Below are 26139 nucleotides of genomic sequence, written 5' to 3' on the forward strand. Positions count from 1 at the left end.
AAACCGGCGGTATGAATGGGCAAAAAAAAGCCCGCGATAGTCGCGGGCTTTCGTGCATTCAGCAAAGCTTATTTGCTTTTCTTAATGTGCTTAATCAGACGCTTACGCTTGCGCATCTGGTTCGGCGTCAGGGTGTTGCGCTTGTTGGCGAACGGGTTTTCCCCTTCCTTGAACTGGATACGGATAGGCGTGCCCATCACGTCCAGCGATTTACGGAAGTAGTTCATCAGATAGCGCTTGTAGGAATCCGGCAGGTCTTTCACCTGGTTGCCGTGAATCACCACGATTGGCGGGTTATAACCACCGGCGTGGGCGTATTTCAGCTTCACGCGACGGCCGCGCACCAGCGGCGGCTGATGGTCTTCCGCAGCCATATTCATGATACGGGTCAGCATGGCGGTGCTCTGACGACGGGTGGAGCTGTCGTACGCTTCGCGCACGGATTCGAACAGGTTACCCACGCCGCTGCCGTGCAGCGCAGAGATGAAGTGTACGCGAGCAAAGTCGATAAAGCCCAGACGGAAGTCGAGGGTCTCTTTCACCTGCTCACGCACTTCATTGCTCAGGCCATCCCATTTGTTGACCACGATAACCAGTGAGCGCCCACTATTGAGGATAAAGCCGAGCAGAGAGAGGTCCTGATCGGAGATCCCTTCGCGTGCGTCGATAACCAGCAGCACGACGTTGGCATCTTCAATAGCCTGCAGGGTTTTGATAACGGAGAATTTTTCCACCACATCGGTGATTTTCCCGCGCTTACGCACCCCGGCGGTGTCGATGAGGACATACTCACGCTCATCGCGCTGCATCGGGATGTAGATACTGTCGCGGGTGGTGCCCGGCATATCGTAAACGACCACGCGCTCTTCACCCAGAATACGGTTAGTAAGTGTAGACTTACCTACGTTTGGACGACCTACGATGGCCAGCTTGATCGGCAGATCCTGCGGGTTGAAGTCGTCTTCAGGCTCTTCTTCTTCGCCCGCTTCTCCGTCTTCGAACTGCGCCCAGTATTCCGCGTCTTCGTCCACCTCTTCCGGCGGGTTCACTTCGTCAACCCACGGCAGCAGAACGGTTTCCAGCAGGCTGGTGACGCCACGGCCATGCGATGCCGCGATAGGGTAGATCTCACCCAGACCCAGTGACCAGAAATCTGCGATGGCCTGATCGGCATCGATGCCGTCGGTTTTGTTCGCCACCAGGAAGGTCGGTTTTTCACGCGAACGCAGGTGTTTTGCGATAGCGGAGTCCGCCGGCATCAGGCCAGCGCGCGCGTCCACCATGAACAGCACCACGTCCGCTTCTTCAATCGCCAGCAGCGACTGTTCCGCCATGCGGGTTTCCACGCCGTCTTCTGTGCCGTCAATACCACCGGTATCAATACAGATGAACTCGCGTCCTTCCACCTCTGCACGACCGTACTTACGGTCACGCGTCAGCCCCGGGAAATCCGCAACCAGCGCATCACGGGTGCGTGTTAAACGGTTAAAAAGAGTGGATTTTCCAACGTTAGGGCGCCCGACAAGCGCGACCACAGGTACCATGTTTGAAGCCTCATAAAATTCAAAATAACGTCGCTTTCGCGGCGTTTTTAAAAATGTCAAAACGGCTCCTGAGTGAACAGGAGCCGTTTAGTATACTACAACCGCCGGGTAATTAACGCGTGATCGCGTACAGCGTGCCGTCTTTTGCCTGAATCAGCAGTTTGCCGTCGGCCACAACCGGGTCGGTCAGGAAACCGGAGCTGTCGACTTTTTGCTGTGCAACAAAGCGGCCATTATCCGGATCGATCCAGTGCATATACCCTTCGCTGTCGCCCACAACCAGGCTACCGTTGTACAGCGCTGGCGCAGTCAGCAGACGGTGCAGCAGGTCGCTTTGCGTCCACAGCGTCACGCCGCCTTCGGTGCTCAGGGCCAGCAGACGGTCGTTCTGGTCAACCATATAGATACGGTTACCTTCAACGATGAAATCATTCACCGAGCCCAGCTCACGTTTCCACATGATCTGGCCGCTGCGCAGATCCAGCGCGGTCAGGTTGCCGTTGTAGGCCAGCGCGTAAACCACACCGTTAACGATGACCGGCGTTGTGTCCACGTCGCTCAGACGGTCAATTTCCGTTGAGCCAGTGGCCTGAGAGATACGCTGCTGCCAGATCATCTGGCCCTGCTGCATCAGCACGGCGCTTACGCGACCGTTGTCGCCGCCGACAATGGCAGCACCAAATGCGGTAGCCGGGGCAGATTCGCCACGCAGAGAGAGCGCAGGCATATCCAGGTTAACGGTCCATTTCACCAGGCCGTCCGCTTCGTTCAGCGCCTGCAGCTGGCCGTTGCTGGTATGAATCAGCACCAGGCCATCGCTCACCACCGGACGAGAGAGGGATTCCCCCGCCACGGTCGTTTGCCAGGCAATGGAACCGTCGCTGCTGTTCAGGGCATAAACCTGCGCTTTTTCGCTGCCCACGTAGACGTGGCCACCGGCAACGGTCAGGCCGCCAGACAGCAGTGCAGGCTTACGGGAGAACCAGCCGTCTTTTTCCGCCAGGTTAACGGACCACACTTCTTTTCCGTCATCCGCGTTCACCGCTTTCACGGTACCTTTGCGATCGGCCGCATAGACAACGCTGTCTGCATACGCAGGATGAAGGTTGGAATAGAAATCACCAATCCCATTGCCCACGGAGACATCCCACGCGGTGGATGGGGTAAACTGGTTTTCAACCGTCGGCAGTGGGGACATTTTCACAACGTCTTCTTCGCCACTGAACAGTGAACAACCACTCAATAACGTAACAGAAAGCAGTCCTGGCAGAAGTAATTTACGCAATTGCATCGGGTCCCTCTCAGACGGACAAATTATTTATTTTCATCTGCATCATTTCGCTCAGCGCAGGTGAGGCATTGCTCTCTACGCCAGCTTGCCACGCTTTACGCGCGCCCGCTTTGTCACCTTTGCTCAGCAGTGCTTCACCGCGCAGATCGGCAACGATGGCAGCAAAACCTTCGCCTTTGATGGTATCGAGCGTTTTCAGCGCATCGTCAGCTTTCTTCTGCTGAACCTGAATACGTGCCAGGCGCAGATTGATCACCGCTTTCAGATTTTCATCACTGGCGGCAGCAAGGCCCTGAGACAGCTGAGCAACGGCTTTATCCAGTTCGTTCTTATCAACGTACTGCTGAGCCACTTCCAGCGCAGCCAGTGCACCGTAGGTGTTTTTGTTGTCAGCCGCAAATTTTTCTGCCGCCGTCAGCGTTTGCGGCTGATCGGCACGAATTGCGCTCACGGTATTTTCATAGGACAGGGACGCGCCGCGCGCGGAATCCGCCTGATGATTGTTCCAGTAACGCCAGCCTACCAGCGCACCGACACCTAAAATAACCCCAACAACCAGCGCTTTGCCGTTTTCAGCAAAGAAGCGTTTAATCGCGTCGACCTGATCGTGTTCGTTCTCGTAAATTTCCACGCAGTCCTTCTCCTTAGCCCAATAGAGTGCGCAAGTGCGCCGCAACGCCGTCCTGCGTTACCGTTGTCTGCTCACCAGAGCGCAGGTCTTTCACCACCACTTCGCCGTTGGCCACTTCGGACTCACCCAGCACCAGTGCGATACTTGCGCCCCACTTATCGGCACGAGCAAACTGTTTTTTGAAGTTGCCGCCGCCATGGTTGGTCATCAGCTTAACGCCCGGCAGCGCATCGCGCACGCGTTCGGCAAGCTGCATTGCCGCAGACTGCGTTTCCGCGCCTGAGGCCACCAGGTATATATCGACAACGGAATCTGCTTTAAATTCCGGATTAACTGCCTGAACCAGCAAAACAAGTCGCTCAAGACCCATCGCGAAGCCAACCGCAGGCGCAGCGCGACCGCCAAGTTGCTCAACCAGACCGTCGTAACGGCCGCCCGCGCACACGGTGCCCTGAGAGCCGAGGCTGGTGGTCACCCACTCAAACACGGTACGGTTGTAGTAGTCCAGACCGCGCACCAGGCGCTGGTTTACGGTGTAGGCGATGCCAGCCGCTTCAAGCAGTTTGCACAGGCCCGCGAAGTGTTCGCGAGATTCTTCATCCAGGTAATCACCCAGCGCAGGCGCATCGTTCAGCAGTGCCTGAACATCGGCGTTTTTGGAATCCAGAACGCGCAGCGGGTTGCTGTACATGCGACGTTTGCAGTCTTCGTCCAGTTTCTCTTTATGCTGTTCCAGGAACGCCACCAGCGCATCGCGGTAGTTCGCACGCGCTTCCAGAGAACCGATAGAGTTCAGCTCGAGGGAAACGTGATCGGCGATACCGAGCGCACGCCACCAGCGGGCGGTCAGCATAATCAGTTCAGCGTCGATGTCCGGGCCCTGCAGGCCAAAGACTTCCACACCCAGCTGATTGAACTGGCGATAACGCCCTTTCTGCGGACGTTCGTGGCGGAACATCGGGCCGATATACCACAGACGCTGCTCCTGATTGTACAGAAGACCATGTTCGATGCCGGCGCGTACGCAGCCCGCCGTCCCTTCCGGACGCAGGGTCAGGCTGTCGCCGTTGCGGTCCTCAAAGGTGTACATCTCTTTTTCAACCACGTCGGTCACTTCACCGATCGCGCGTTTGAATAACGGGGTCTGCTCTACAATCGGCAAACGAATTTCGCTGTAACCGTAGCTGCCGAGCACCTGCTTCAGCGTGCCTTCAATGCGCTGCCAGATGGCGGTTTCGCCAGGCAGATAATCGTTCATGCCGCGGATGGCTTGAATGTTTTTTGCCACGTTTATTCTCTTTCTATATACAAAAAAAACCCAAAGAATGGGTTCAATCATACATGGGAAGCTCACGGCTTCCCATCACGTTATTTTTCAACCTGCTGAACGTTGATACGCTGTGTCTCGTCCATCATGGCGGCTTTGGCGCGGATGCGGGCTTCAAGCTGGTCGATCATGTCGCTATTATCCAGACGATCTTTTCGAACGCCATCTTCATAGAGACCACTTTTCTTGTTACCGCCGGTCACGCCCAGGGTTGACACCAGGGCTTCACCCGGACCGTTCACCACGCAGCCGATGATGGAGACGTCCATCGGGGTGATAATGTCTTCCAGACGTTGCTCCAGGGCATTCACCGTACCGATCACATCGAACTCCTGACGTGAACAGGTTGGGCAGGCAATGAAGTTGATCCCACGCGCGCGAATACGCAGTGATTTCAGAATATCGAAGCCGACCTTGATCTCTTCGACAGGATCCGCCGCCAGCGAGACGCGCAGGGTGTCACCGATCCCTTCAGAGAGCAGCAGCCCCAGACCGATCGCGGATTTTACCGAGCCGCTACGCAGGCCGCCCGCTTCGGTGATCCCGAGGTGCAGAGGCTGATCGATCTGCTTTGCCAGCAGGCGATAAGATTCTACGGCCAGGAACACGTCGGACGCTTTTACGCTGACTTTGAACTGATCGAAGTTAAGGCGATCGAGATGATCGACGTGACGCATCGCGGATTCGAGCAGCGCCTGCGGCGTAGGCTCACCGTATTTTTCCTGCAGATCTTTTTCCAGGGAACCGGCGTTAACGCCGATACGGATAGGAATATTTTTATCGCGGGCGCAGTCCACGACCATGCGGATACGCTCTTCGTTACCGATGTTGCCCGGGTTAATACGCAGGCAATCGACGCCGTACTCGGCCACTTTCAGTGCGATGCGGTAGTCGAAGTGAATATCAGCCACAAGCGGAACGCTGACCTGCTGTTTGATCAGTTTGAACGCCTCAGCCGCATCCATGGTCGGGACGGAGACGCGAACAATATCCGCGCCGACACGTTCTAATGCTTTGATTTGATTGACCGTCGCTTCCACATCGGTGGTGCGCGTATTGGTCATCGACTGAACGGCGATAGGTGCCCCATCGCCGATTGGCACATTCCCAACGTAAATCCGTTTCGATTTTCTACGTTGAATCGGAGCCTGGTTATGCATGAAAAATCTCCCGCGTTGCCCGTCTGTTACTGTGCTGCTGATTGTTCGGCATTAACGGTAAGACGTGCAACCTGGTTAGTTCTGATAAAGCGGCTCAGGTCGACAGGTTTTCCTTGATACTGGATCTGTACCGCTGCCGGAGCGCCGATTTTAAGTTTATAAGGCGCCTGGCCCGTTAGGTTTAACGTGCCATCTTTGCGCTGCAGGCCGCTGAACAGTTTTTTACCTGTCGCGTCAGTCACTTCCAGCCAGCAGTCGGCGCTGAAGTTCATTACCAGCGCGTTAGGATCGGCTGCGGGTGTCGCCGTACCCGCCGGGCTGGTTGGCAGAGACGCTGCGGTATTGTCTGCAGGCTGAGTAGCCGCAGGCGTGTTCGCCGCAGTATCAACATTCGCCTGAGAAGGGGCAACCACCGCGTTTTGATCCTGAGCCTGAGGCGCAGCGGTGTTAGCCGTTGCTGCAGGGGCCTGCGCAGCATTGGTCGCTGTCGCATCTGGCGCTGCGGTCTGTGGCTCGCTGGAAGTCGCTGCACCGTCGGTATTCAGCGGCACGCTCTGGGCGTTATCCGTTCCGGCCTGGTTGAGTTCGGCGGAGGATTGATCGGCCATGGTGGTGATCTCTTCCTGCTGCGCCTTGTGGTTTTGCCACCACCACGCACCGGTCAGACCGACCACCACAAACAGCACCAACCAGGTAAAGCTCATCAGCCAGCCATCACGTTTTTTACGACGTTTCCCCAGGGAGAAGGTCTGCATCGGCGCAACTTTTGCTGCACGGACCGGCGCCTGCTTCTCCATCATTGGCAGTAATTCGTTTTCGGGGATGTGCACCAGTTTTGCGTAAGAGCGGATATAACCGCGCAAGAACGTTGAAGCCAGATCGGCGGGTGCCTTATCTTCTTCAATATCGCGAACCGTGGAAACCTTCAGGCACAAGCGTTCTGCGACGGCTTGCTGGCTGAGTCCGAGTTGTTCACGGGCGTTGCGAAGACGAACGCCAGTGGAGAGTGCTTCATGTTGGTCGTGAGTGGCTTCAGTATTCATTCGCTACAACTACTGGTACGTGAAAAAAAGGGTTCAGGCGCCGGTGAGTCACAATGCCACCCGCACCGCGAAACTTCTGGTCAGTTAACCTTGAACACAGAGTATAAGACTGTCAGCCCGGAGATGACAGTACAGCCCTGCCCGTACGGCTAAACTGTTGTTACGTCGTTACATACTGCCCGAAAGTCGGATGAAACGCACCGTAATTATTGATCAGTCTTCACGAATCTGACTGATTATTCAGTAAGGTTATGTCTCACGGCGCAGATAATGCGCCGTGAGTGCATAATAATCAAACAGCTTTAACCGCGATCGTCTCGCCCTGCATGCGTTTACGCAGGGTACGCTTGGTACGGTCAATAACATCACCAGCCAGCTGTCCACATGCGGCATCAATATCATCACCACGCGTTTTACGCACGATGGTGGTGAAACCATACTCCATCAGCACCTTGGAGAAACGGTCGATACGGCTGTTCGAGCTACGGCCATACGGCGCGCCCGGGAACGGGTTCCACGGGATCAGGTTGATTTTACATGGCGTATCTTTCAGCAGTTCAGCCAGCTGATGCGCATGTTCGGTACCGTCGTTGACGTGGTCCAGCATCACGTACTCGATGGTAACGCGACCCTGGTTGGCGTTGGATTTCTCCAGATAGCGACGTACGGCAGCGAGGAAGGTTTCGATATTGTACTTTTTGTTGATCGGCACAATTTCGTCACGAATTTCATCGTTTGGCGCGTGCAGGGAGATCGCCAGCGCGACGTCAATCATATCGCCGAGCTTGTCCAGCGCAGGCACAACGCCTGAGGTCGACAGCGTGACGCGACGCTTGGACAGACCAAAGCCAAAGTCATCCAGCATGATTTCCATCGCCGGAACGACGTTGGTCAGGTTCAGCAGCGGCTCACCCATCCCCATCATCACCACGTTGGTGATTGGGCGAGTGCCGGTCACTTTTGCCGCGCCTACGATTTTCGCAGCACGCCAGACCTGGCCGATAATTTCTGAAACACGCAGGTTACGGTTAAAGCCTTGCTGCGCGGTTGAGCAGAATTTGCACTCCAGCGCACAGCCAACCTGGGAGGAGACACACAGCGTCGCGCGGTCTTCTTCCGGAATGTAGACGGTTTCAACGCGCTGATCGCCCACCGCAATCGCCCATTTGATGGTGCCATCTGCGGAGCGCTGCTCTTCCACCACTTCCGGGGCGCGGATTTCAGCCACTTCTTTGAGCTTATTGCGCAGGACCTTGTTGATGTCAGTCATGTCATCAAAATTGTCGCTGCAGTAATGGTACATCCACTTCATGACCTGATCGGCACGAAACGGCTTTTCGCCCATCTCTTTGAAGAACTCGCGCATCTGCTGACGGTTCAGATCCAGCAGGTTGATTTTTCCATTTTTATTGGGAACCGCAGGAATGGCGACTTCGGAGGTATTCACTAATTCAGACATAATATTTACCGGCCTCGTTGTTACACGTTATGGCCCATGGAGGGTTGAATAGAAACGCCCCGGAAAGCGGTCTGCTCGTCCGGGGCGTTGCATTGTACAAAGTCTGGCGCAGGGATGCCACGTCTGGACGCGGCATTTACGAAAATAATGTGTAAACGAAACCGTTAAATTAACGGGTACGTGGACACACTTCGCCTTCAGCGAAGAAGAATGCGATTTCGCGTGCAGCAGATTCAACAGAGTCAGAACCGTGGGTGCCGTTCTCGGTGAAGCTGTCAGCGTAATCAGCGCGCAGAGTTCCTGCCAGCGCGTTGTCCGGGTTGGTTGCGCCCAGCAGGTCGCGGTGACGCTGTACGGCGTTTTCGCCTTCCAGTACGGATACCACGATTGGACCGGAGGTCATGAACTCCACCAGGCCGTCAAAGAATGGGCGACCTTCGTGCTCAGCGTAGAAGCCGCGCGCCTGCTCAACGGTCAGGTGCAGCATTTTGGTACCAACAATTTTGAACCCTGCAGATTCAAAGCGAGCGAAGATGCTGCCAATAACGTTTTTTGCCACCGCGTTTGGTTTGATGATGGAAAAAGTACGTTCAATAGCCATGATAACCTCTGTCAATGTTCTGTTGTTTTGCATACCTGAGTATGGTGTGGCGCGGATTATAAAGAGCTATAGCGCTATTGCCTATGGTTCTGCATAACATTTTTTTAAAATGAGACGAAGATTAGCAACAGTCCGGGTTTCGCATATCGTGTTGATGGTGAAAACAGAGCGGACACTGCTTTTCATCAGGCGTAAATGACCAGAAATGACGGTGGCACGTCAGGCAAACGGCTTCATATGCCAGTATGGCGACGTTTTTCACCGTTCCTTCTGTTTGCGTCACTTTTATCGCCGCAAGCTGGCATACCGCTTCGCAGCCGCCGCAACCGGTACAACGTCCGGTTTCGACGACCAGTTCAGCGTTCTCAAACCGAATCGCGTTTTCCGTACAACTCCGCCAGCACGCGCCGCACAATACGCACGTTCCGGCGTCGAGAGCTATCTCTGCCTCACTAACCCCAGAAAACGCTCTGCGCAGTTCACGCTGACCGGGCACGACGCTACAGGTCCGGACATCCTCACGGGGAACGTGCATCAGCGCACGGCGGGCGATATTAACCTCGTTGACGGGTAAAAGTTTAAACGCCAATTCCGCTTCACCGCGTCGACGAAGCACAAGATTAAGCCGGGCAATCGCCAGCAGCCAGTCAGGATACTGCTCCACGTCGATACTGATAAAACGAACATGGTGCTGCGCATGCCAGAGCAGCAGCTCATTCATATTCGGCGCACGTTCAGTAAAAGGCCCGACAAGCGTATCGCCACACAAAAAGCGTTTTCGCGGCGTGATGCCGGTGATGGCCTCAGTGGGGCAAACAAACAGGCAGTCACCGCATTCAATACAGCGGTTGTCATCAACCGAGATATCTGCGTCCGTAAAAGAAAAAGCCTGCACGGGACAAACGTCAGCGCAGGCACAACAGGAAGCATGGCGAAAACGGCGACGGACGCACGCATGCGTCACGTCCATCGCCGGGCCAAACGTCAATCTGCCCATCAGCCAATACTGAAGAAAACGAAGCGCAGCATCAGCTCACCCGCAATCAGCAAGGCGCTGCCCAGCAGCATCGTGCCTCGCGCCGCTTTTAACCCGCCCGCAGCAAAGCACAGCATACCCACGACAGACACACACCAGCTCAGCAGATGCACGGTGCGCAGTTGTTGCAGCATCTGTAACGGCGCATGAGGGAACGTCACCACGGTGTTGTCCATAGCCGAGATGTCGGCCAGCCAGACGGGCTGCATCACCAGACGCACAAGCACCAGCAGCGTGATAATGACCACCGCCGCACGCAGAGTAGCCCGGGAACGCATCCCAACCGCCATGCAGGCTGAACCAATAATGCCCACCGAGCCGATAAACAGCACCAGCGTGTTGATATGCTGCCACGTCACCACGGACGCATGCATGTAGATCTGCGCCATGCAGAACACATCCACCAGCCCGACAAGGCCCGCCGCCGCCAGAAGCAGCTTCCAGCCTGGCTTTTTGGCGAACATAAGCAGCGTCGCGAGCCCCAGCGCCGCCAGGTAAAGGCTGGCAAAGATAATCTCACGGCTCAGCCAGGAGCTGGAGACATGGCGCAGCGCGTTGAGAGCATTGAGCGGATAGCCCATGTGCAGCGCCGAGGCGAGCAATCCTAGGCTTGCGAGCACAAACGCCCCGGCAGAAGGCAGAAGCGCGCTACGCTGCGAAGCATGCGCCCCCCCGAACGCCAGCCAGAGCGTCACGCCTACCGAGCCCTGCAGGAACAGTGTAAAAATCAGCAGCGGTAACTCATGCATGGCGTTTGCCCTCTTTCTCTGCACCCTGATGCGCTTTGATCACCAGATTCGGTTTTGTGATGGAAGAATCAGGCAAGCCTTTCACGTCACAGACCGCACCATACTTCGCCCGCAGTTCATCAATCGGCCCGAATTTAATCGCTTCGAGTGGACAGGTTGCCACACAGACGGGCTGCTCCCCCTTCGCCTGGAGATCCACGCAGAAATCGCATTTTGACATTTGCCCGGTCTGCTCGTTGAGCTGTGGCGCGCCGTAAGGGCATGACCACGCACAGTAGCCGCAGCCGACGCACTTATCTGTATCAACGCGCACAATGCCGTCTCCCGGACGCTTGTGCATCGCCGTGGTCGGACAGTTTTTAGTGCAGATGGGGTCTGTACAGTGGTTACAGGAAATAGAGAGCGTGTAGGCAAACACATTGTTGCTGACGCCGCCCTGCCCGGTGGGGATGAAATTCCCGCCGTTGACTTCGTACACGCGACGGAAACGACGTCCGACCTCAAGGTTGTTTTTATCTTTGCATGCCACCTGACAGGCTTTACACCCTGAGCAGCGTGAAGAGTCGATATAAAAGCCCAGCTGTTTGTCGCTCACCGGCGCGTAGTGTTTAAACTGACTCATGCTTTTGCCACCTCCACCAGCATGGTTTGATGTGAATTCCCTTTCGCAAGCGCGGTAATACGAGCCGAACTGAGCACGTTCGCGCAGCCGCCTTTATCAATGCCCTTCTCATCCGGCTGCCACCAGGCACCTGCCTGCATGGCTACCACCCCAGGAATGATGCGCGGCGTAACCTCCGCCGGGATCTCGCAAATGCCGCGTGCGTTATGGATACGCACGGTATCTCCCTGCGCAATGCCGCGCTTCTGCGCGTCCTGAGGGTTAATCCACAGCTTCTGCTGCTGTGCTTCAATCAGCCACGGGTTGGCGTACTGGGTTGAGTTAGCACGGTTTTTCCCTTTCCAGGTGATCAGCTGCAGCGGGAAGGTTTTCGCCAGTTCGTCTTCCGGCCCTTCATGGGCAGGCACGTAGTGCGACAGCGCCGGAATTTCCGGGTGCTGCATGTCGTACAGACGCTTCGAGAAGATCTCAATTTTTCCGGACGGCGTCGGGAACGGATGATTTTGCGGGTCGCGAATGTTGTCTTCAAAAGCAACGTACGGCGCGCTTTTGAAAAGATGCTGGCGCGTCTTTTGTAACGTCGCGAAGTCCGGCAGGTTTTCATCTGGCATGGAGAGCCGCGTCTGCTCCCAGATGTGCTCAATCCACGCCTTTTCGTCACGCCCTTCGCTGAATGCCGGTTCGACGCCAAGCTTAGCAGCGACCTCCCGCAGCCAGTCGTAGTCTGAACGGCGCTCAAATTCAGGCTCAATCAGCTTTTCCGACAGGATCAGATAGCTTGCGGTACCCCAGGTTTCGCCGATATTCCAGCGTTCCATAAAGCTGGTTTCCGGCAGGAGAAGATCGGCGTATCGGGCGCTCGGCGTCATAAACAGATCGCTCGCGACGATAAACTGGATTTTCGACTCGTCTTCCAGCACGCGGGTTGCCTGATGAAGATCCGGGTTCTGGTTAGCCAGATAATTGCCCGCCAGCGAGAAGAGGATGCGGATATTGCTGTCCAGCTTTTCGGCATCCTTCAGGCCGACTTCCGCCGTTACCTTAGAGGCATCGTCGGCGGCCTGCACCCAGTTCATCACCGATATTTTGGCTTTCACCGGGTTATCCGGCATCTCCGGGCCTGCGGCAAATTTACGGTTTGCACAGCCGCCGTAGCCAGCCGCCCAGCCGCCTTTCACCCCGACGTTACCCGTTAGCGTGGCCAGTATTGTCGAGCCGCGCGCGGTGCGCTCGCCGCAGTTATGACGCTGCGGTCCCCAGCCCTGGATCAGCGCGGCGGGTTTGGTGGTTGCGTAGTCGCGCGCCAGCTGACGAATGGTCTGCGCAGGCACGTGGGTGATCTTCTCTGCCCACTCAGGCGTTTTTGCTACGCCATCTTTTGCCCCGTTCAGGTAAGCCATCAGGGATTCATTGGCCGGAACGCCTTCCGGCATAGCGTCTTCATCAAAGCCCAGGGTATAGCGCAGAATAAAGTCGCGATCGTGCAAGTTCTCCGTGACGATCACGTACATCATGGCGTCCATCAGGGCGTTATCGGTTGTTGGCAGCAGCGGGATCCACTGGTCGGCAAGGGAGGACACCGTATCTGAATAGCGCGGATCGACAACGATGAAGCGGGTGCCGTTTTGCTTCATCTTCTGGAAGAAGTAGTTGCTGTGACCAAAAATCGTTTCCGTCGGGTTATGCCCCCAGAGGATGACCAGCTTGGTGTCCAGTAACGTGTCCAGCGAGCTGCCGCTGGCGGCGGTACCGTAGGTATAGGGCGTTGCCGCTGCGGTGTTGCCCATACTGACCGAGTGATAGCTTTCGAGATAGCCACCCGTTAAATTAAGCAGACGACGAACCATTTTATCGCCGGAGAACGTTCCTCCCGAAACTGCGGTGCCAACATGCACATAGCGCGAAGCAGCACCATATTTTTGCGTAATGGTTTTTAATTGATTCGCAATAAGCGTTGTAGCTTCATCCCAGGTAATACGTTCGAATTTTCCTTCGCCACGTTTACCCACGCGTTTCATTGGATATTTAAGCCGATCGGGATGATAAACAAATTTCCGATACGCGCGTCCACGAACGCAGGCGCGCATCACCGGCATTTGAGGATCCAGTTCATTATCCGGACGCGTAGAGATGCGTGTGACCACGCCGTCGCTGACGTGTGCCCGGATATCGCATTTCCCGCCACAGTCAAAGGTGCTGCAGGTTTGAATGACTTTTTCTTCGGGTTCGTTCACTGCCGCAGGCATTGTCGCCGCCTGCGCTTTTCCGCCTTTTACCACAAACGGCAGAGCGGCAAGCGCGGACCCGGCCTGAATAAAGTGACGCCGGGAGAGAGCGGGATTAAGACTCTCTCTCAGTTTCTTATTTTTTTTCATTGCTCGTTCCTTCAAATAAAAACGCATTCTCGTTTTTTTGCAGAACCGAACATTGATAATTATCAAGCTAACCCTTCTGGATTATTTTAATAAGCCATTTCGAAATTCACCGTCGCTATTTGGCCGGTTTCATCCATTACCATTAATTGATATTCACCCGGCAAATATAATTTCAGTGAATATTTATATTCATGCCCCTCTAAAGGCTCACCATTTAAAAACCACCATCGCTGCCCTTCTCCACCGCTGGTTGAGAGAGAAAGCGTTATAGTTGTCTCACCCGGAAGACGCTTGATGACGGCTCCCTCTCTGACCCCTGACAGCGTAAGCGGCGCGATATTGCTGTTATCCAGAGGCGGACAAACTGTTGATGCTGCCGGGAGACGCGCCGCTCTTTTTTCCGAAGCGGGCAGCCACGGCTCCAGCGGCAGCGGCCAGACATCCAGGACTTTTTCAGTAGCATCCGGGCAATCTGCGGCCACGCGTTTGCCGGTTTTATCCAGCCAGACCGGGAAACGAATGCCGCGTATGCCCTCCTGTTCAGGGAGAAGCAGCGTGGGCGGTTCACTCCCTTCCAGCAGCCAGGTCGACAGGCGACGTCGACAGTTTTCACTGCCTTCCGGTAGCGACTGGCCGCCCGGCCAGCAGATCACGCCCCGCCCGACGCTCTCCGGACGCGGATCGCGCGGCAGGCGGGCTTCGTCTACCGTTGAACGCGACTGAAGCAGATTATTGACCTGGTTTAACAGCGGAACCGCGCTGGCAAACCCAAACTGTCCCGCCACGGGCGTGCCGTCCGGTCGTCCGGTCCAGATGCCTATCACATAACGGGCATTCAGACCGATGGCCCAGGCATCACGGTACCCGTAGCTGGTGCCGGTTTTCCACGCCAGCGGCGCAACCTGCGGTAGCGCATTATCCGGCAGCGGCTGCGCTTCATTGGCCAGAATACGGCGAATAATCCACGCCGAGCCTGGCGATAACAGCGGGCGTTCAGTCAGCGGATCGCCCGGCTGTAACCGCAGCCTTCCCGCCTTACCGTGTCGGGCAAAGGCGCTATAGGCCGCAGCGATATCTGCCAGCCGCGCGCCCGCCCCGCCGAGGATCAGAGACAGATTCGGCTGCGCCCCCGCAGGCAAGATCAGCGGCAAGCCTGCGTTGCTCAGCATCCCGGCAAATCGTTTTGGTCCGTAGGCTTCCAGCACCTGAACGGCCGGCAGGTTGAGGGAGCGGACCAGCGCTTCACTCATGCTGACCGGCCCATGGAACCCGCTGTCAAAATTCCCGGGCCGATAATCACCGGTTTTTCTGGGAACGTCCTGAAGCAGCGAGGCGGGATGGATCAGGCCATCGTCCAGCGCCATGCCGTAGATAAAGGGTTTTAGCACCGATCCCGGCGATCGGATCGCATTGACCATATCCACATGGCTAAAACGCGTGTCATCGTTGATATCCACCGACCCAACCCAACCGCGTACTTTCATATCGGTATGATCGACCACGATCATCGCCAGCGAGCTGCGGGCCGGCAGACGCGATTTCCAGTTCATCGCCAGCTCTTCCAGCTGCCGCTGCAGTCCGGCATCCAGCGTGGTGACAATTTTCGTGTCGCGACTTTTGCCGAGCATCATGCGTGCAAAGAGCGGCGCCAGCTGCGGCATCTGCCGGGGCGCCAGCCATACTGATTCCTCACGGGACTCTTTGACCTGCTTTGCGGACCAGACGCCCTGCGTCGCCATGCGGTCGAGCACTTTATTGCGCGCCGCTTCGGCCCGTTCAGGCCAGCGGTCCGGGCGTAAACGACTCGGTGCCTGCGGCAGCACCGCCAGCAGCGCCGCGTCGGAATAGCTGAGCTGCGACGGCGGCTTGCCCAGATACGTCCAGCTTGCCGCTCCCACGCCCTGCAGCGTACCGCCAAAAGGGGCGCGATTGAGATAGAGCGTCAGGATTTCGCGTTTGGAAAGATGCCACTCCAGCTGCATGGCACGCCAGAGCTGGCGAATTTTGCCGCCAAAGGTGCGCGGATGCGGGTCCAGCAGTCGCGCGACCTGCATGGTGAGCGTGCTTCCGCCAGAGATGACTTTCCCGGAACTGAGATCCTGCCAGGCGGCGCGCAGGACAGAGAGCGGGTTTACGCCGGGGTGATCCCAGAACCAGCGATCTTCGTACTGGATCAGCGCCTCAAGATAACGGGGAGAGACCTCTTCGATCGTCACCGGATAGCGCCAGATCCCGTCGCTATCGGCAAAACGCCAGAGCGGCGTGCCCTTCTCATCCACCACCACCCGCGCGGGGTTAACCTCTTTCAGCGGCAACGGCCACAGGCGATCGGCGACGAAAATCAGCCCCCCTAAAATGAGAAGCGCTCCCGCCAGCCACAGCCAGCGGGAGCGTGTCAGACGTGCCATTCGCATATTACGGAACAACAATCAGCGGGCCGCTGGCCGCACCCGTTGCCCGCCACTGCGGCACATACATAGACTCGACCATCGGAACCGGCACCTGGTAGGTTCCCGGCGTCACGGCGCGCGCCAGATAAACCAGCGTGACCGGCTGACCTTCATTTACCGGCACGGCCGCCACAAAGCGGTCGTCGCGGAATTCCATATGCTGAATGTCCGCCTGCTGCATCTGGCTGAGCAGGTTCTGCACCTCACTGCCGCTGTCCTGCAGGCTGGCGCTGCTGCTTGCCAGATTCTGGTTTTCCAGCTCCAGCCCCGCAGGCAGGAGATCTACCACCAGCGCGTCCGGCACGTTCTGGCTGGCTTTAACTTCCAGCCACACCAGCACCAGCTCGCCGCTCTTCAGCGAAGAGAGTGATTTCGTACTGCCGTCGGTTGCCAGGATATGACGTTCGACCTGCAATACGTTCGCGCTCGGCTGAGGGGCATATTCGGGATAACCGGTGCTGTCCAAACGTACCCAGAGCGGTGTCGTTCCGGTATTGGTGACCTGCAGCGCGCCAAGCTGGTCGCCGCTCACGTTTTGTACCTGCGCTTTATCGCCACCTGATGCGGAATCTGACAGGGAGGTTTTCGCCTGCCATGCACCGGACAGAGTTTGCAGCGAACGTCCGGCCAGGAACAGCGCGTTGCTCTCCTGAGTGGACAACCAGCGCTGGCTGAAGGCCTGTTCAGAAAGAGCATTCAGCAGCGTATTTTGCGCATCCGGCAGCAGTTTGTACTCCTCCAGCAGGGAGAGCATCAGCGCGTTATCGCGAAGCTGACTGCCGTAATCGGCCATCCAGGTTTTGCTGTCGTTGCGCGGCGTTTTGAGCGCCAGATCCAGCGCCTGCTGGCTGCGCGGGGCATCGCCCATCAGCCTGAGCGCCATGCCCAGCTGCATCAGCGGCAGGCCGGACGCCGCCTGAGCATGACGATCCCAGATTTCACGCAGCGCGCCCAGCGGCGCTTTTTGCTGACGCGCCAGCACCAGCGCGGCATAGGCCTGAACGGCAAATTTACTGGCCTGAGTATCATCGCTGTAGCGGATGGACATCATGCCCGGGTCCTGCAGGTAGCGCAGCAGACGGTTATTGGCGTTATTTACCGCATCGGCAGGCACGCTATAGCCCTGCTCGCCCGCCCGCACCAGGAAGTCGGTCACATAAGCCGTCAGCCAGTACTCTTCCGGACCGTTTTTATCCCACAGCGCAAAACCACCGTCTTCACGCTGCATCTGCAGCAGACGGGAAATACCGATATCAATGGCGGCACGGCGTTTATCGTCCGTATCACCTTTGATGCCAAGCGCCGTCAGCTGCGCCGCGTTGGTGTAGAGCGACGGGAACAGGCCGCTGGTGGTCTGCTCCAGACAGCCATACGGATAGGCCTGCAGTTCGCGAATATAGCGCGCCAGGTTGAGCGGTGGTTTGCCGCTCAGCAGCAGTTGCCCCTGCAGGGTGGCAGGAGAGAAACCGTTACTGTGCTGCGCCGGTGCGGTCCAGGATTCGCCAGGGTTGAGCATGGCACCGGTATTCACCGTCTGTGCCGGGAATGCCGGACGCACGCCGATTTTCCAGCTCTTCTGCTGTGGTGCAAAGGTCTCGCCCGGAAGCTGCAGGCCGGTAACCTGTGCTGTTACCTCTCCGTCACCATACCCCTCCAGCGCACGCACCGGAATAAACAGGGTGGTCCGCGCCCCCGGAGGCAGCTGCACCGGCTGCGGCTGTCCACCTTCCAGCGACAGTTTGCCTGTCGCGGTCAGGGCAACGTTCAGCGTTTGCGGCTGGTCGGTCAGGTTGGTGAGATCCAGCGTCAGGCGTGAGGTGTCTCCACTTGCCAGGAAGCGCGGCGTGTTGAGCTCGGTAATAACCGGTGCGGCCACCACAACCTTGCTTTCGCTGCTGCCGAAATCGTCTTCTGTCCAGGCCTGCGCCATCAGACGCAGTTCGCCGTTGAAATCACCAATCGGCAGCGTAATCGTGCCTTCCCCGTTGGCATCCAGCGTAACCGGCTGTGCCTGCTGGGCAATGATGGTGACGTGGTTCACCGGCGGTTTGCCGCCGCGCTTCAGTTCATCCCCATCGCCACCGAAGCGCAGCGCGGCCAGACGGCCCTGCCCTTCAATGACCTGGCCGTATATATCGTAGATATCCGCGCCGTAACGCTTCTGGCCAAAGAAAGCCTGCCACGGATCCGGCGTGACGTAATCGGTAATGTTCAGCACGCCGCTGTCCACCGCCGAGACCAGCACGTTCACCTTCTGCGGCACGGCCCCCTCTTTCACGCTGGCTTTCACCTTCACCGAGAGCGTCTGGTTTGGACGCATTTTCTGCGGGTTATCGAGCGCAATATTCAGGCGGCGATTTTCATCGCCCATCGGCAGATGCAGCAGACCGACCGCACGTTTCGGCGTGGCGGATTTGGATTTATCTCCGGGACGCACCACCAGCGTGCTGAGGTAAAGATCGTGACGTTTCCAGGCTTTATCCACCGGAATGGAGAGATCGAGACCGTTTGCCGGCACGTCGATCTCTTTCCACCACAGCGGCCCTTCGCTGGATTCGATCATCGCATAGCCCTTGCCTGCGGCTGGCGCGGCGATGTGCAATTGGATGGTGTCGCCCGGCTGATAGGCTGGCTTATCCAGTTTCAGCGTCACACGGTCAGGGCGCGCGGCCCCAGTGCCGTCGCTGTTATCCTGCCAGCTGTAGCCTGCCCAGAAGCGCACGCTGCTGACCATTTCATCAGGCGCTTTGACTTCCAGACGATAAGAGCCCCACTCTACCGGGAAGGTAACTTTACCCGTTTCATCGGCCTTAAGCGTCAGCTCCTGCTCGCCTTCGACGAGGTCTTTCTGATCGAACTGAGACTGCCAGCCTTCGCTCTCAGACCAGTTCCAGAAGTAGTCCCGACGCTCGCGAATCAGACGAACCTGTAACCCGGAAACGGCCTTTTTCGCGCCGCTGGCATCGGCATACACGATGTCGAAACTGGCGTTGCCGTTCTCATCAACAATCGGCTGGTTGACGGTCGTATCGGTGCGGTAGTCGTAAACCGCCTTGCTGGCGAACTGAGGGCGAATACCCGGCAGCTCAGCCGCCGGCCAGATAGCCTGCTCAGCGCGACGCGTCACCGGACGACCACCTGATTCCAGCAGGCTGGCCTGCAGGATCAGCTGCAGCGGAGAGTGCACGTCTTTCCACTGGCTTTCGGTAGAAACCTGCCCACGCCCCTGCTCGTCCAGCGTAAGCTGAACTTCATCCAGGCTGCGGCTCAGGTTCTCTTCGGCGATATCACCAAATTGGAAGCCCGGCAGCGCGGCCACCGCGTCACGCAGCGGACGCAGGAAGAGCTGGCCCTGCAGAGAGTTACCGTTGGCCGGTGCGCCATACAGGTAATAGCCGACCACGTTAAAGTCGACGTTATCCTGCGGTGAAACCGGCGTTTTTTGTCCACTCAGGTTGAGCGCCATGCGCTCTGGCATGAAGTCTTCGACGTGGAAGTCCCACAGGCGCTGCAGGTTATCGCCCGTGTTGGCGCGAATATGCCACATGCCGGTCTGCGCCCCGCTGTCCAGCGGGTAGTTGAATCGGTAGAGACCGTTTTCAGGCTGAACAACGATCGAGCGAGCCACCTGACCGTCAGGGCGCAGCACGTCAAGCTTCACGGGCTGATCGGGAAGCGGCTTACCGTCACTGTCGCGCAGCAGGCCGTTGAGGATCACCGTTTCACCCGGGCGATAGAGATCGCGTGGGCCAAACATGAAGAACTGCTTGCTGTAGCCCGGACTCCCGGCGATATCAAACTCCGCCAGGTCGAGGGCCGGCAGCTTGAGGTCAAGCAGCGTGGTCTGGCCGTCTTTACTGGCCAGAATCAGGGCAGCCTCTTTGTCGGTCTCAAGCTTTGCGTGGCCATCGCCGTCGCTTTTCGCTTCGGCAAGGGTCTGCCCTTTGTCATTCAGCAGGGTAACGGTAACCCCGGACTGCGCCGCACCGTTCTCCAGACTCTGGGTGAAGATGTCCAGGCGATTATGATAACGGTGAGCGGACAGGCCAATATCGCTTAAGGTAAAGAGCGTCGCGGCGTTGCTGTAGTTATAGTGCCCGGCCTGGTTCATGACCGCGATGTAAACGCCAGACTGCTGGAGCGGTTTAATATCCTTCAGGGGCAACAACAATTTTTCGCGCGTGTTGCGCGCCGGATTAAGATCGAAGCGACCGGTGTAAACCAGCTCCGCCATCTTTAGCAGGTTGTCGGATTCCCAGTTGGTGAGGGAGTTGCGGTATTCCCACTGGCTGACAAAAGAGGCCAGCGATTCCGGCTTCACGCGGTAGAAATTGACGTCCACGTTGTTGACGTTAAGCGCCATCACCGGCAACCCTTCCACCACCTTGCCCGGCAGCAGCGAGCCGCGGCTGGCAAACCCGACGGTAGGCTCGACGTCCCGGGTGGTGAGGGCTTTTTCATAATCAATGCCGAACGTCGCCTTGTTCAGCGCCTGCAGGCCCCGTTCAACGGTGACGACCAGGTTGCGGTTGGGCTCCAGATGGCGCAGGCGAAGCTCTTTCAGGTTAGGCGCAAGTTCCCACGCCCCGTCAACTTTGCCGCTTTTTTTGTCCACGACATGCACGGTTTTCGCGAAATCCTGATCGGGATTCAGCGGAACCGAGAATGTCACCACCAGCGTGGCGGCACCGTCGAGCTGAACTTCAGAGGCATCCAGCAGGGTCAGCGCTTTTCCCTGACTCTGGGCGGCTAGCTTAGCCAGCGTTTCAGCATTTGGCTTTTCCGCGGCTTTTGGTGTGGATGCGGTGGATGCCGCGGGAGCCGCAGCCTGAGGTTTATCGTCGCTGTTATCACAGCCGACAAGCGTAAACGTGGTAAGCAGCGCAAGAGAGAGCGCGGCTAAGCGAAACGGTTTCATCCTTTGTCCCTGGCCCAGAGGGGGCCTGTTGGTCGTCGTCCGGATAAGTATTATCCGCAAGTTTCATTAATTCAAAAAGTCCAATTTTAGAATCTGGAAAGCGCCTCGCAGAATGGCATCACGCCGCTACGCCGTGATGGAACCGCGATCACAGCCCTAAACGTCACATGTTACCTTTCACGTCATTTGTTTTTAAAACAAGAGGATAGCTGGATAAACACATCTGAAGACTGCTAGTTTTATGACCATGACGCACCCCGAGTGCGCGGTTCAAAAAGAGAGAAAGCCATGAAACGAGCCGTGAACGCCCTACAAAATTTCGGAAAATCATTGTACGGACCGGTGCTTATCTTACCGATCGTCGGTCTGTTTATCGCCTTTGGTAACGTGCTGGGTAACGGTAATCTCGCCGAGTACCTGCCGTTTCTCGGTCATCCGCTGATTCAGCATCTTGGTCAGTTGATCGCAAAATCTGCCGTGTCGGTGCTGGTTAACCTGGCGCTGGTGTTTGCCGTCGGTATTCCGATTGGCCTGGCAACGCGCGATAAAGGCTATGCCGCGCTGATTGGCCTGGTCACCTTTGTCGTATTCATCAACGCCATGAACGTCACGCTGCAGCTGCAGGGCGCACTGGCGCCAGCGGCGCAGATGAAAGCGGCCGGGCAGACAATGGTACTGGGCGTGCAGGTGCTGGAGATGGGCGTTTTCGCCGGGATCCTGACCGGGGCGCTGTCGGGATACCTGTACAATAAATACTCCTGCGTACAGTTTAACGGCGCGATGGCGATTTACTCCGGCCACTGTTTTGTCGCCATTGTGATGCTGCCCGTCTCCATGCTGCTCGGCGTGGTGATGAGCGAACTGTGGCCCTTTGCCCAGCATGGCATTAGCGCCCTGGCGCTGGCCATCAAAGGTTCCGGACCGTTTGGCGTGGCCATCTACGGTTTCCTGGAACGCATTCTGGTCCCCACCGGCCTGCACCATCTGGTTTATACGCCGTTCCTCTATACCGAGCTGGGCGGCACGCAGGAGGTATGCGGCGCAACCTATCAGGGCGCGCGCAATATCTACTTTGCCGAGATGGCCTGCCCGGACGTGAAGCAGCTCAGCAGCACCGTGGTGTGGGACGCACGCGGCATCAGCAAAATGTTTGGCCTGCCTGCCGCGGCGCTGGCGATGTATATGACCGCCAGGCCAGAGCGTAAAGCGGCGGCGAAAGCGATTCTGATCCCGGCGGCACTGACTTCGCTGCTGGTCGGCGTGACCGAGCCGATTGAGTTTTCCTTCCTGTTTGTCGCCCCGCTGCTGTTCGTGGTGCACGCGGTGCTGACCGGCATCGGCATGATGCTGTTCTCGCTGCTGGGCGTTCACGCCATCGGCGCCAACGGGATTATCGACTTCATCCTTTACAACCTGCCGCTCGGCACGGCCAAGTCCAACTGGCCGATGTACATCCTGGTCGGGCTGATCATGTTCGCCCTCTACTACGTGGTGTTCCGCTTCCTGATCCTGCGCTTCAATATGAAAACGCCGGGCCGTGAAGATGAGGACCAGGAGACGCGCCTCTACAGCAAGCAGGAGTACCAGGCGAAGGGCAATAACGACGGTCTGGGCGAGTCCATCGTGGTGGGGCTGGGCGGTCGGGAAAACATTGAAGTGGTGGACAACTGCTACACCCGCTTGCGCGTCACGGTGAAGGACGTCGCCATCATCGACGAGCCGCGCCTGAAGGCGACTGGCGCGAAAGGGATTATCAAACAAGGTAACAACGTTCAGGTGGTCTACGGGCTGCATGTCAAAAAAATGCGAGAAGCCGTTGAGACGTTTCTCTGAAAGGAGCTAAAGATGTTAACACCCCCATTCATTCTGTCGATTGCCGGCGGCGGCAGCACCTACACGCCGGGCATTGTGAAAAGCCTGATGGTGCGCCTGCAGGATTTCCCGCTGGCCGAAATTCGCCTGTACGATATCGACGAGGCGCGCCAGAACACGATTGCGCCGGTCGTCGAGAAGGTCATTCGCGACCACAGTCAGCGCATCACATTTACCGTCACCAGTGACCCGGAAGTGGCCTTTAGCGGCGCGCATTTTGTCTTCGCCCAGATGCGCGTCGGCCAGTACAAAATGCGTGAGCAGGATGAGAAGATCCCGCTGCGTCACGGCGTGGTGGGCCAGGAAACCTGCGGCCCCGGCGGGCTGGCCTACGGCCTGCGCACGATCCTGCCGATGGTGGAGCTTATCGATCTGGTCGATCGCTACGCGCATGAGAAAGCCTGGATCGTGAACTACTCCAACCCGGCGGCGATCGTCGCGGAAGGCGTGCGCCGCCTGCGCCCGAACGCAAGGGTGCTGAACATCTGCGATATGCCGGTTGCCGCGATGCGCAATATGGGTGCCATTCTGGGCGTGGATCGTCATAAACTGGAAGTGGACTACTTCGGCCTGAACCACTTCGGCTGGTTTACCCGCGTGCTGGTGGACGGCGAAGACAAGCTCCCGGCGCTGCGTAAGCATATCGCGAAGTTTGGCCTGCTGACGGAAGATGCGGCTAAAACCGACCCGCAGCACTCGGATCCGTCGTGGGTGAAAACCTGGCGCAATATCAAGCCGATCATGGACAACTTCCCCGAGTATCTGCCGAACCCGTATCTGCAGTATTACCTGATGCCAAACCAGATTGTGGCGCATCAGAACCCGGACTATACCCGCGCCAACGAAGTGATGAACGGGCGCGAGAAAAAGCTGTTCGCCGCCGCCGAAGAATATCAACGCACCGGAATTTTACCGGATGCCTTCCACGTGGGCGTCCACGGTGAATTTATCGTTGACGTCGCCTGTTCGCTGGCGTTCAACCTGCGAAGCCGCCATCTGGTGATGGTGGAAAACCGCGGGGCGATTACCAACCTGCCGTACGATGCGGTGGTGGAAGTTCCCGCTTATATCACCGCCGAAGGCCCGGAACCGATTCGCGTCGGCCAGGTGCCGCTGTTCCATCAGACCCTTTTGCAACAGCAGCTCGCGTCTGAACAGCTGCTGGTAGAGGCGACAATCGAAGGCAGCTATGAAAAAGCGTTGCAGGCATTTACCCTGAACCGCACCGTGCCGACCATGGAACATGCAAAAGCGATTCTGGATGAGATGATTGAAGCCAACCGCGACTACTGGCCAGCGCTGCAAAAAGCCTGGCAGGACGGCGAACCGGTGAAAAAATAGGGGCTTGCTCGCGAGTTGAACGTGGTTTGCTTGTCGGTGTCAGAAAAAACACCGACAATCCTTTTTTACGGAAAAGAATGGAGGCAACCCATGTCCACCTCATATTTTGTCGCTGCCGACTGGCTGATTGAGCACGGCGACGATCCGGAAGTGCAGATTATCGACGCGCGTATGGCCCCTCCGGGACAAGAGCATCGTGACGTGCCCGGTGAATACCGCGCAGGGCATCTGCCTGGCGCGGTATTTTTTGATATCGAAGCCCTCTCCGATCATACCTCTCCCCTGCCGCACATGCTGCCGCGCCCGGAAGCGTTTTCCGTGGCGATGCGCGAACTGGGCGTCAGCAAAGACAAACACCTCGTTGTCTATGATGAAGGTAACCTCTTTTCCGCGCCGCGCGCGTGGTGGATGCTGAAACAGTTCGGCGTGGAAAAAGTCTCGATTCTTGCCGGCGGGCTAGCGGGCTGGAAGCGCGACGAGCTGCCGCTTCAGCAGGGTGACGTCACGCTGCCGGAAGGCGAATTCGATGCGACCTTTGACGCCCACGTGGTAAAACGCCTGACCGACGTGCTGGTCGGGAGCCATGAAAAAACGGCGCAAATCGTCGATGCCCGTCCTGCTCCGCGCTTTAATGCCGAAGCGGATGAACCGCGTCCGGGGCTGAAGCGTGGACATATTCCGGGCGCGCTGAACGTGCCGTGGGGCGACCTGGTGTTTGAGGGCGAGCTGAAAACCACCGACGAGCTGCGCGCCATTTTTGAACGTCAGGGCGTGGATTTGCATCGTCCGATTATCGCCAGCTGCGGTTCCGGCGTAACGGCCTGCGTGGTCATTCTGGCGCTCGCCACGCTCGGCGTAAGCGACGTCACGCTCTACGACGGCGCCTGGAGCGAATGGGGCGCGCGTGACGACCTGCCGGTTGAACCCGCGAAATAATGGATAACCGCCTGGCCACGCTGTTAACGCGCGGGGCGTCATTGACCCGCGCGGAGTATCGCGTTCTCGCCCACCTGACGGAGCATCCGCTGCTGGTGGGCAACATCACGGTGCGCGAGCTGGCGCAGGCGACATTCGTTTCTACCGCCACCATTATGCGGCTGTGCCAGAAGCTGGGGTTCAGCGGCTTTAGCGAGTTTATCTGGCACTGCAAGCAGCTGCTCTCCGACACGCCGCATATTGCCGCTCAGGCGCAGTCGCGCCCTGAACTCCCGGTGTTGTTTAACCAGTTTATCGCCAACTATCAGCACACCTTTCAGTGGGTTACCCAGGACAAACGCCAGCAGTTTTCCGACCTGCTGCGCCAGAAAGAGAGCTTCTTTCTCTACGGGGCCGGGTTTTCTTATCTGTTTGCGGAGTACCTGACCAAGAAGCTACAGGTAATGGGCAAAACGGCGTTTATCTCCGGACCGGGCGACAGCCGGAACATTTTTCTCAGCAATGCCGCCCGCTATCAGGTGTTTATTGCCGTCTCGCGCAGCGGCGAAACGGAGCAGGTGCTGGATAAAGCGCGGATAGCCAAAAACGTCGGCATGACGATCGTCGCGTTTACCCGCGCCTCGGCCAACACGCTGGCGGAGATGGCCGACGTGCACTTTGCCCTCTATGACGAAGCGGTGCACTTTGCCGCCGAAGCCGCAGGGGTGACGTCGTTTGAGTCGAATCTGGTGCTGCTGATGGATTTACTGCTGCTGGAAGCAACGGGGTGATATTCACCCCGCTG

The 26139-nt window shown here is 57.5% G+C and carries 18 protein-coding genes; 4 read left to right on the forward strand and 14 right to left on the reverse strand.

Translation table 11 applies throughout. From position 1 onward, the window contains the following. Positions 1 to 68 precede the first annotated feature (68 nt). The 14 genes from der to BFV67_RS16380 form a co-directional block, all read right to left on the reverse strand. Entirely contained in the window at positions 69 to 1544 is a 1476-nt protein-coding gene (gene der / locus BFV67_RS16315; RefSeq protein WP_008502134.1) for a ribosome biogenesis GTPase Der, read from the reverse strand. A 112-nt stretch (positions 1545 to 1656) separates the two neighbouring features. Further along, positions 1657 to 2835: an outer membrane protein assembly factor BamB gene (bamB, locus tag BFV67_RS16320; protein ID WP_008502135.1), complete on the reverse strand. Its 1179-nt coding sequence runs from the start codon at positions 2833 to 2835 to the stop codon at positions 1657 to 1659. 10 nt (positions 2836 to 2845) lie between these two features. Next, positions 2846 to 3466 carry a YfgM family protein gene (locus tag BFV67_RS16325; RefSeq protein WP_008502136.1) on the reverse strand — a complete coding sequence of 207 codons (621 nt, stop codon included), beginning with the start codon at positions 3464 to 3466 and terminating at the stop codon, positions 2846 to 2848. A gap of 13 nt (positions 3467 to 3479) precedes the next feature. Beyond that, on the reverse strand, positions 3480 to 4754 hold the full coding sequence (hisS, locus tag BFV67_RS16330) for a histidine--tRNA ligase (RefSeq protein ID WP_032622984.1): 1275 nt from the start codon (positions 4752 to 4754) through the stop codon (positions 3480 to 3482). A gap of 80 nt (positions 4755 to 4834) precedes the next feature. Beyond that, positions 4835 to 5953 (reverse strand): flavodoxin-dependent (E)-4-hydroxy-3-methylbut-2-enyl-diphosphate synthase, encoded by a 1119-nt coding sequence (gene ispG / locus BFV67_RS16335; RefSeq protein WP_008502138.1) that lies wholly within the window; start codon positions 5951 to 5953, stop codon positions 4835 to 4837. A 26-nt stretch (positions 5954 to 5979) separates the two neighbouring features. After that, complete coding sequence (gene rodZ / locus BFV67_RS16340; RefSeq protein ID WP_069598670.1) at positions 5980 to 6996, reverse strand: cytoskeleton protein RodZ; 1017 nt, start codon at positions 6994 to 6996, stop codon at positions 5980 to 5982. A gap of 292 nt (positions 6997 to 7288) precedes the next feature. After that, positions 7289 to 8455 carry a dual-specificity RNA methyltransferase RlmN gene (gene rlmN, locus BFV67_RS16345; protein ID WP_014171168.1) on the reverse strand — a complete coding sequence of 389 codons (1167 nt, stop codon included), beginning with the start codon at positions 8453 to 8455 and terminating at the stop codon, positions 7289 to 7291. 169 nt (positions 8456 to 8624) lie between these two features. Beyond that, a complete protein-coding gene (ndk, locus tag BFV67_RS16350; protein WP_003860625.1) occupies positions 8625 to 9056 on the reverse strand; it encodes a nucleoside-diphosphate kinase in 432 nt (143 codons plus the stop codon). Positions 9057 to 9177: 121 nt separating this feature from the next. Further along, positions 9178 to 10053 (reverse strand): 4Fe-4S binding protein, encoded by an 876-nt coding sequence (locus BFV67_RS16355; RefSeq protein WP_069598671.1) that lies wholly within the window; start codon positions 10051 to 10053, stop codon positions 9178 to 9180. Beyond that, positions 10053 to 10841, reverse strand: coding sequence for a dimethyl sulfoxide reductase anchor subunit family protein (locus tag BFV67_RS16360; protein ID WP_023344681.1), 789 nt, complete (start codon positions 10839 to 10841; stop codon positions 10053 to 10055). The genes BFV67_RS16355 and BFV67_RS16360 overlap by 1 nt, the downstream gene beginning before the upstream one ends. Next, positions 10834 to 11463, reverse strand: coding sequence for a DMSO/selenate family reductase complex B subunit (locus BFV67_RS16365; protein WP_021241857.1), 630 nt, complete (start codon positions 11461 to 11463; stop codon positions 10834 to 10836). The genes BFV67_RS16360 and BFV67_RS16365 overlap by 8 nt, the downstream gene beginning before the upstream one ends. Beyond that, positions 11460 to 13838 carry a DMSO/selenate family reductase complex A subunit gene (locus tag BFV67_RS16370; protein WP_069598672.1) on the reverse strand — a complete coding sequence of 793 codons (2379 nt, stop codon included), beginning with the start codon at positions 13836 to 13838 and terminating at the stop codon, positions 11460 to 11462. The genes BFV67_RS16365 and BFV67_RS16370 overlap by 4 nt, the downstream gene beginning before the upstream one ends. An 86-nt stretch (positions 13839 to 13924) precedes the next feature. Further along, complete coding sequence (pbpC, locus tag BFV67_RS16375; protein WP_069598673.1) at positions 13925 to 16252, reverse strand: peptidoglycan glycosyltransferase PbpC; 2328 nt, start codon at positions 16250 to 16252, stop codon at positions 13925 to 13927. Position 16253: 1 nt separating this feature from the next. After that, positions 16254 to 21206 carry an alpha-2-macroglobulin family protein gene (locus tag BFV67_RS16380; protein WP_069598674.1) on the reverse strand — a complete coding sequence of 1651 codons (4953 nt, stop codon included), beginning with the start codon at positions 21204 to 21206 and terminating at the stop codon, positions 16254 to 16256. 288 nt (positions 21207 to 21494) lie between these two features. Here BFV67_RS16380 and BFV67_RS16385 point away from each other — a divergent pair, with 288 nt between their 5' ends. The 4 genes from BFV67_RS16385 to BFV67_RS16400 all read left to right on the forward strand — a co-directional run bounded on the left by BFV67_RS16385 (position 21495) and on the right by BFV67_RS16400 (position 26125). Further along, entirely contained in the window at positions 21495 to 23039 is a 1545-nt protein-coding gene (locus BFV67_RS16385; protein ID WP_069598675.1) for a PTS transporter subunit EIIC, read from the forward strand. A 12-nt stretch (positions 23040 to 23051) separates the two neighbouring features. Then, a complete protein-coding gene (locus tag BFV67_RS16390; protein WP_008502148.1) occupies positions 23052 to 24419 on the forward strand; it encodes a 6-phospho-alpha-glucosidase in 1368 nt (455 codons plus the stop codon). Between the two features lie 90 nt (positions 24420 to 24509). Further along, positions 24510 to 25355, forward strand: coding sequence for a 3-mercaptopyruvate sulfurtransferase (gene sseA, locus BFV67_RS16395; protein ID WP_069598676.1), 846 nt, complete (start codon positions 24510 to 24512; stop codon positions 25353 to 25355). Next, positions 25355 to 26125 carry a MurR/RpiR family transcriptional regulator gene (locus tag BFV67_RS16400; protein ID WP_021241864.1) on the forward strand — a complete coding sequence of 257 codons (771 nt, stop codon included), beginning with the start codon at positions 25355 to 25357 and terminating at the stop codon, positions 26123 to 26125. The genes sseA and BFV67_RS16400 overlap by 1 nt, the downstream gene beginning before the upstream one ends. Positions 26126 to 26139 lie beyond the last annotated feature (14 nt).

Origin of the sequence: Enterobacter roggenkampii, assembly GCF_001729805.1 — a bacterium.
GTDB lineage: Bacteria > Pseudomonadota > Gammaproteobacteria > Enterobacterales > Enterobacteriaceae > Enterobacter > Enterobacter roggenkampii.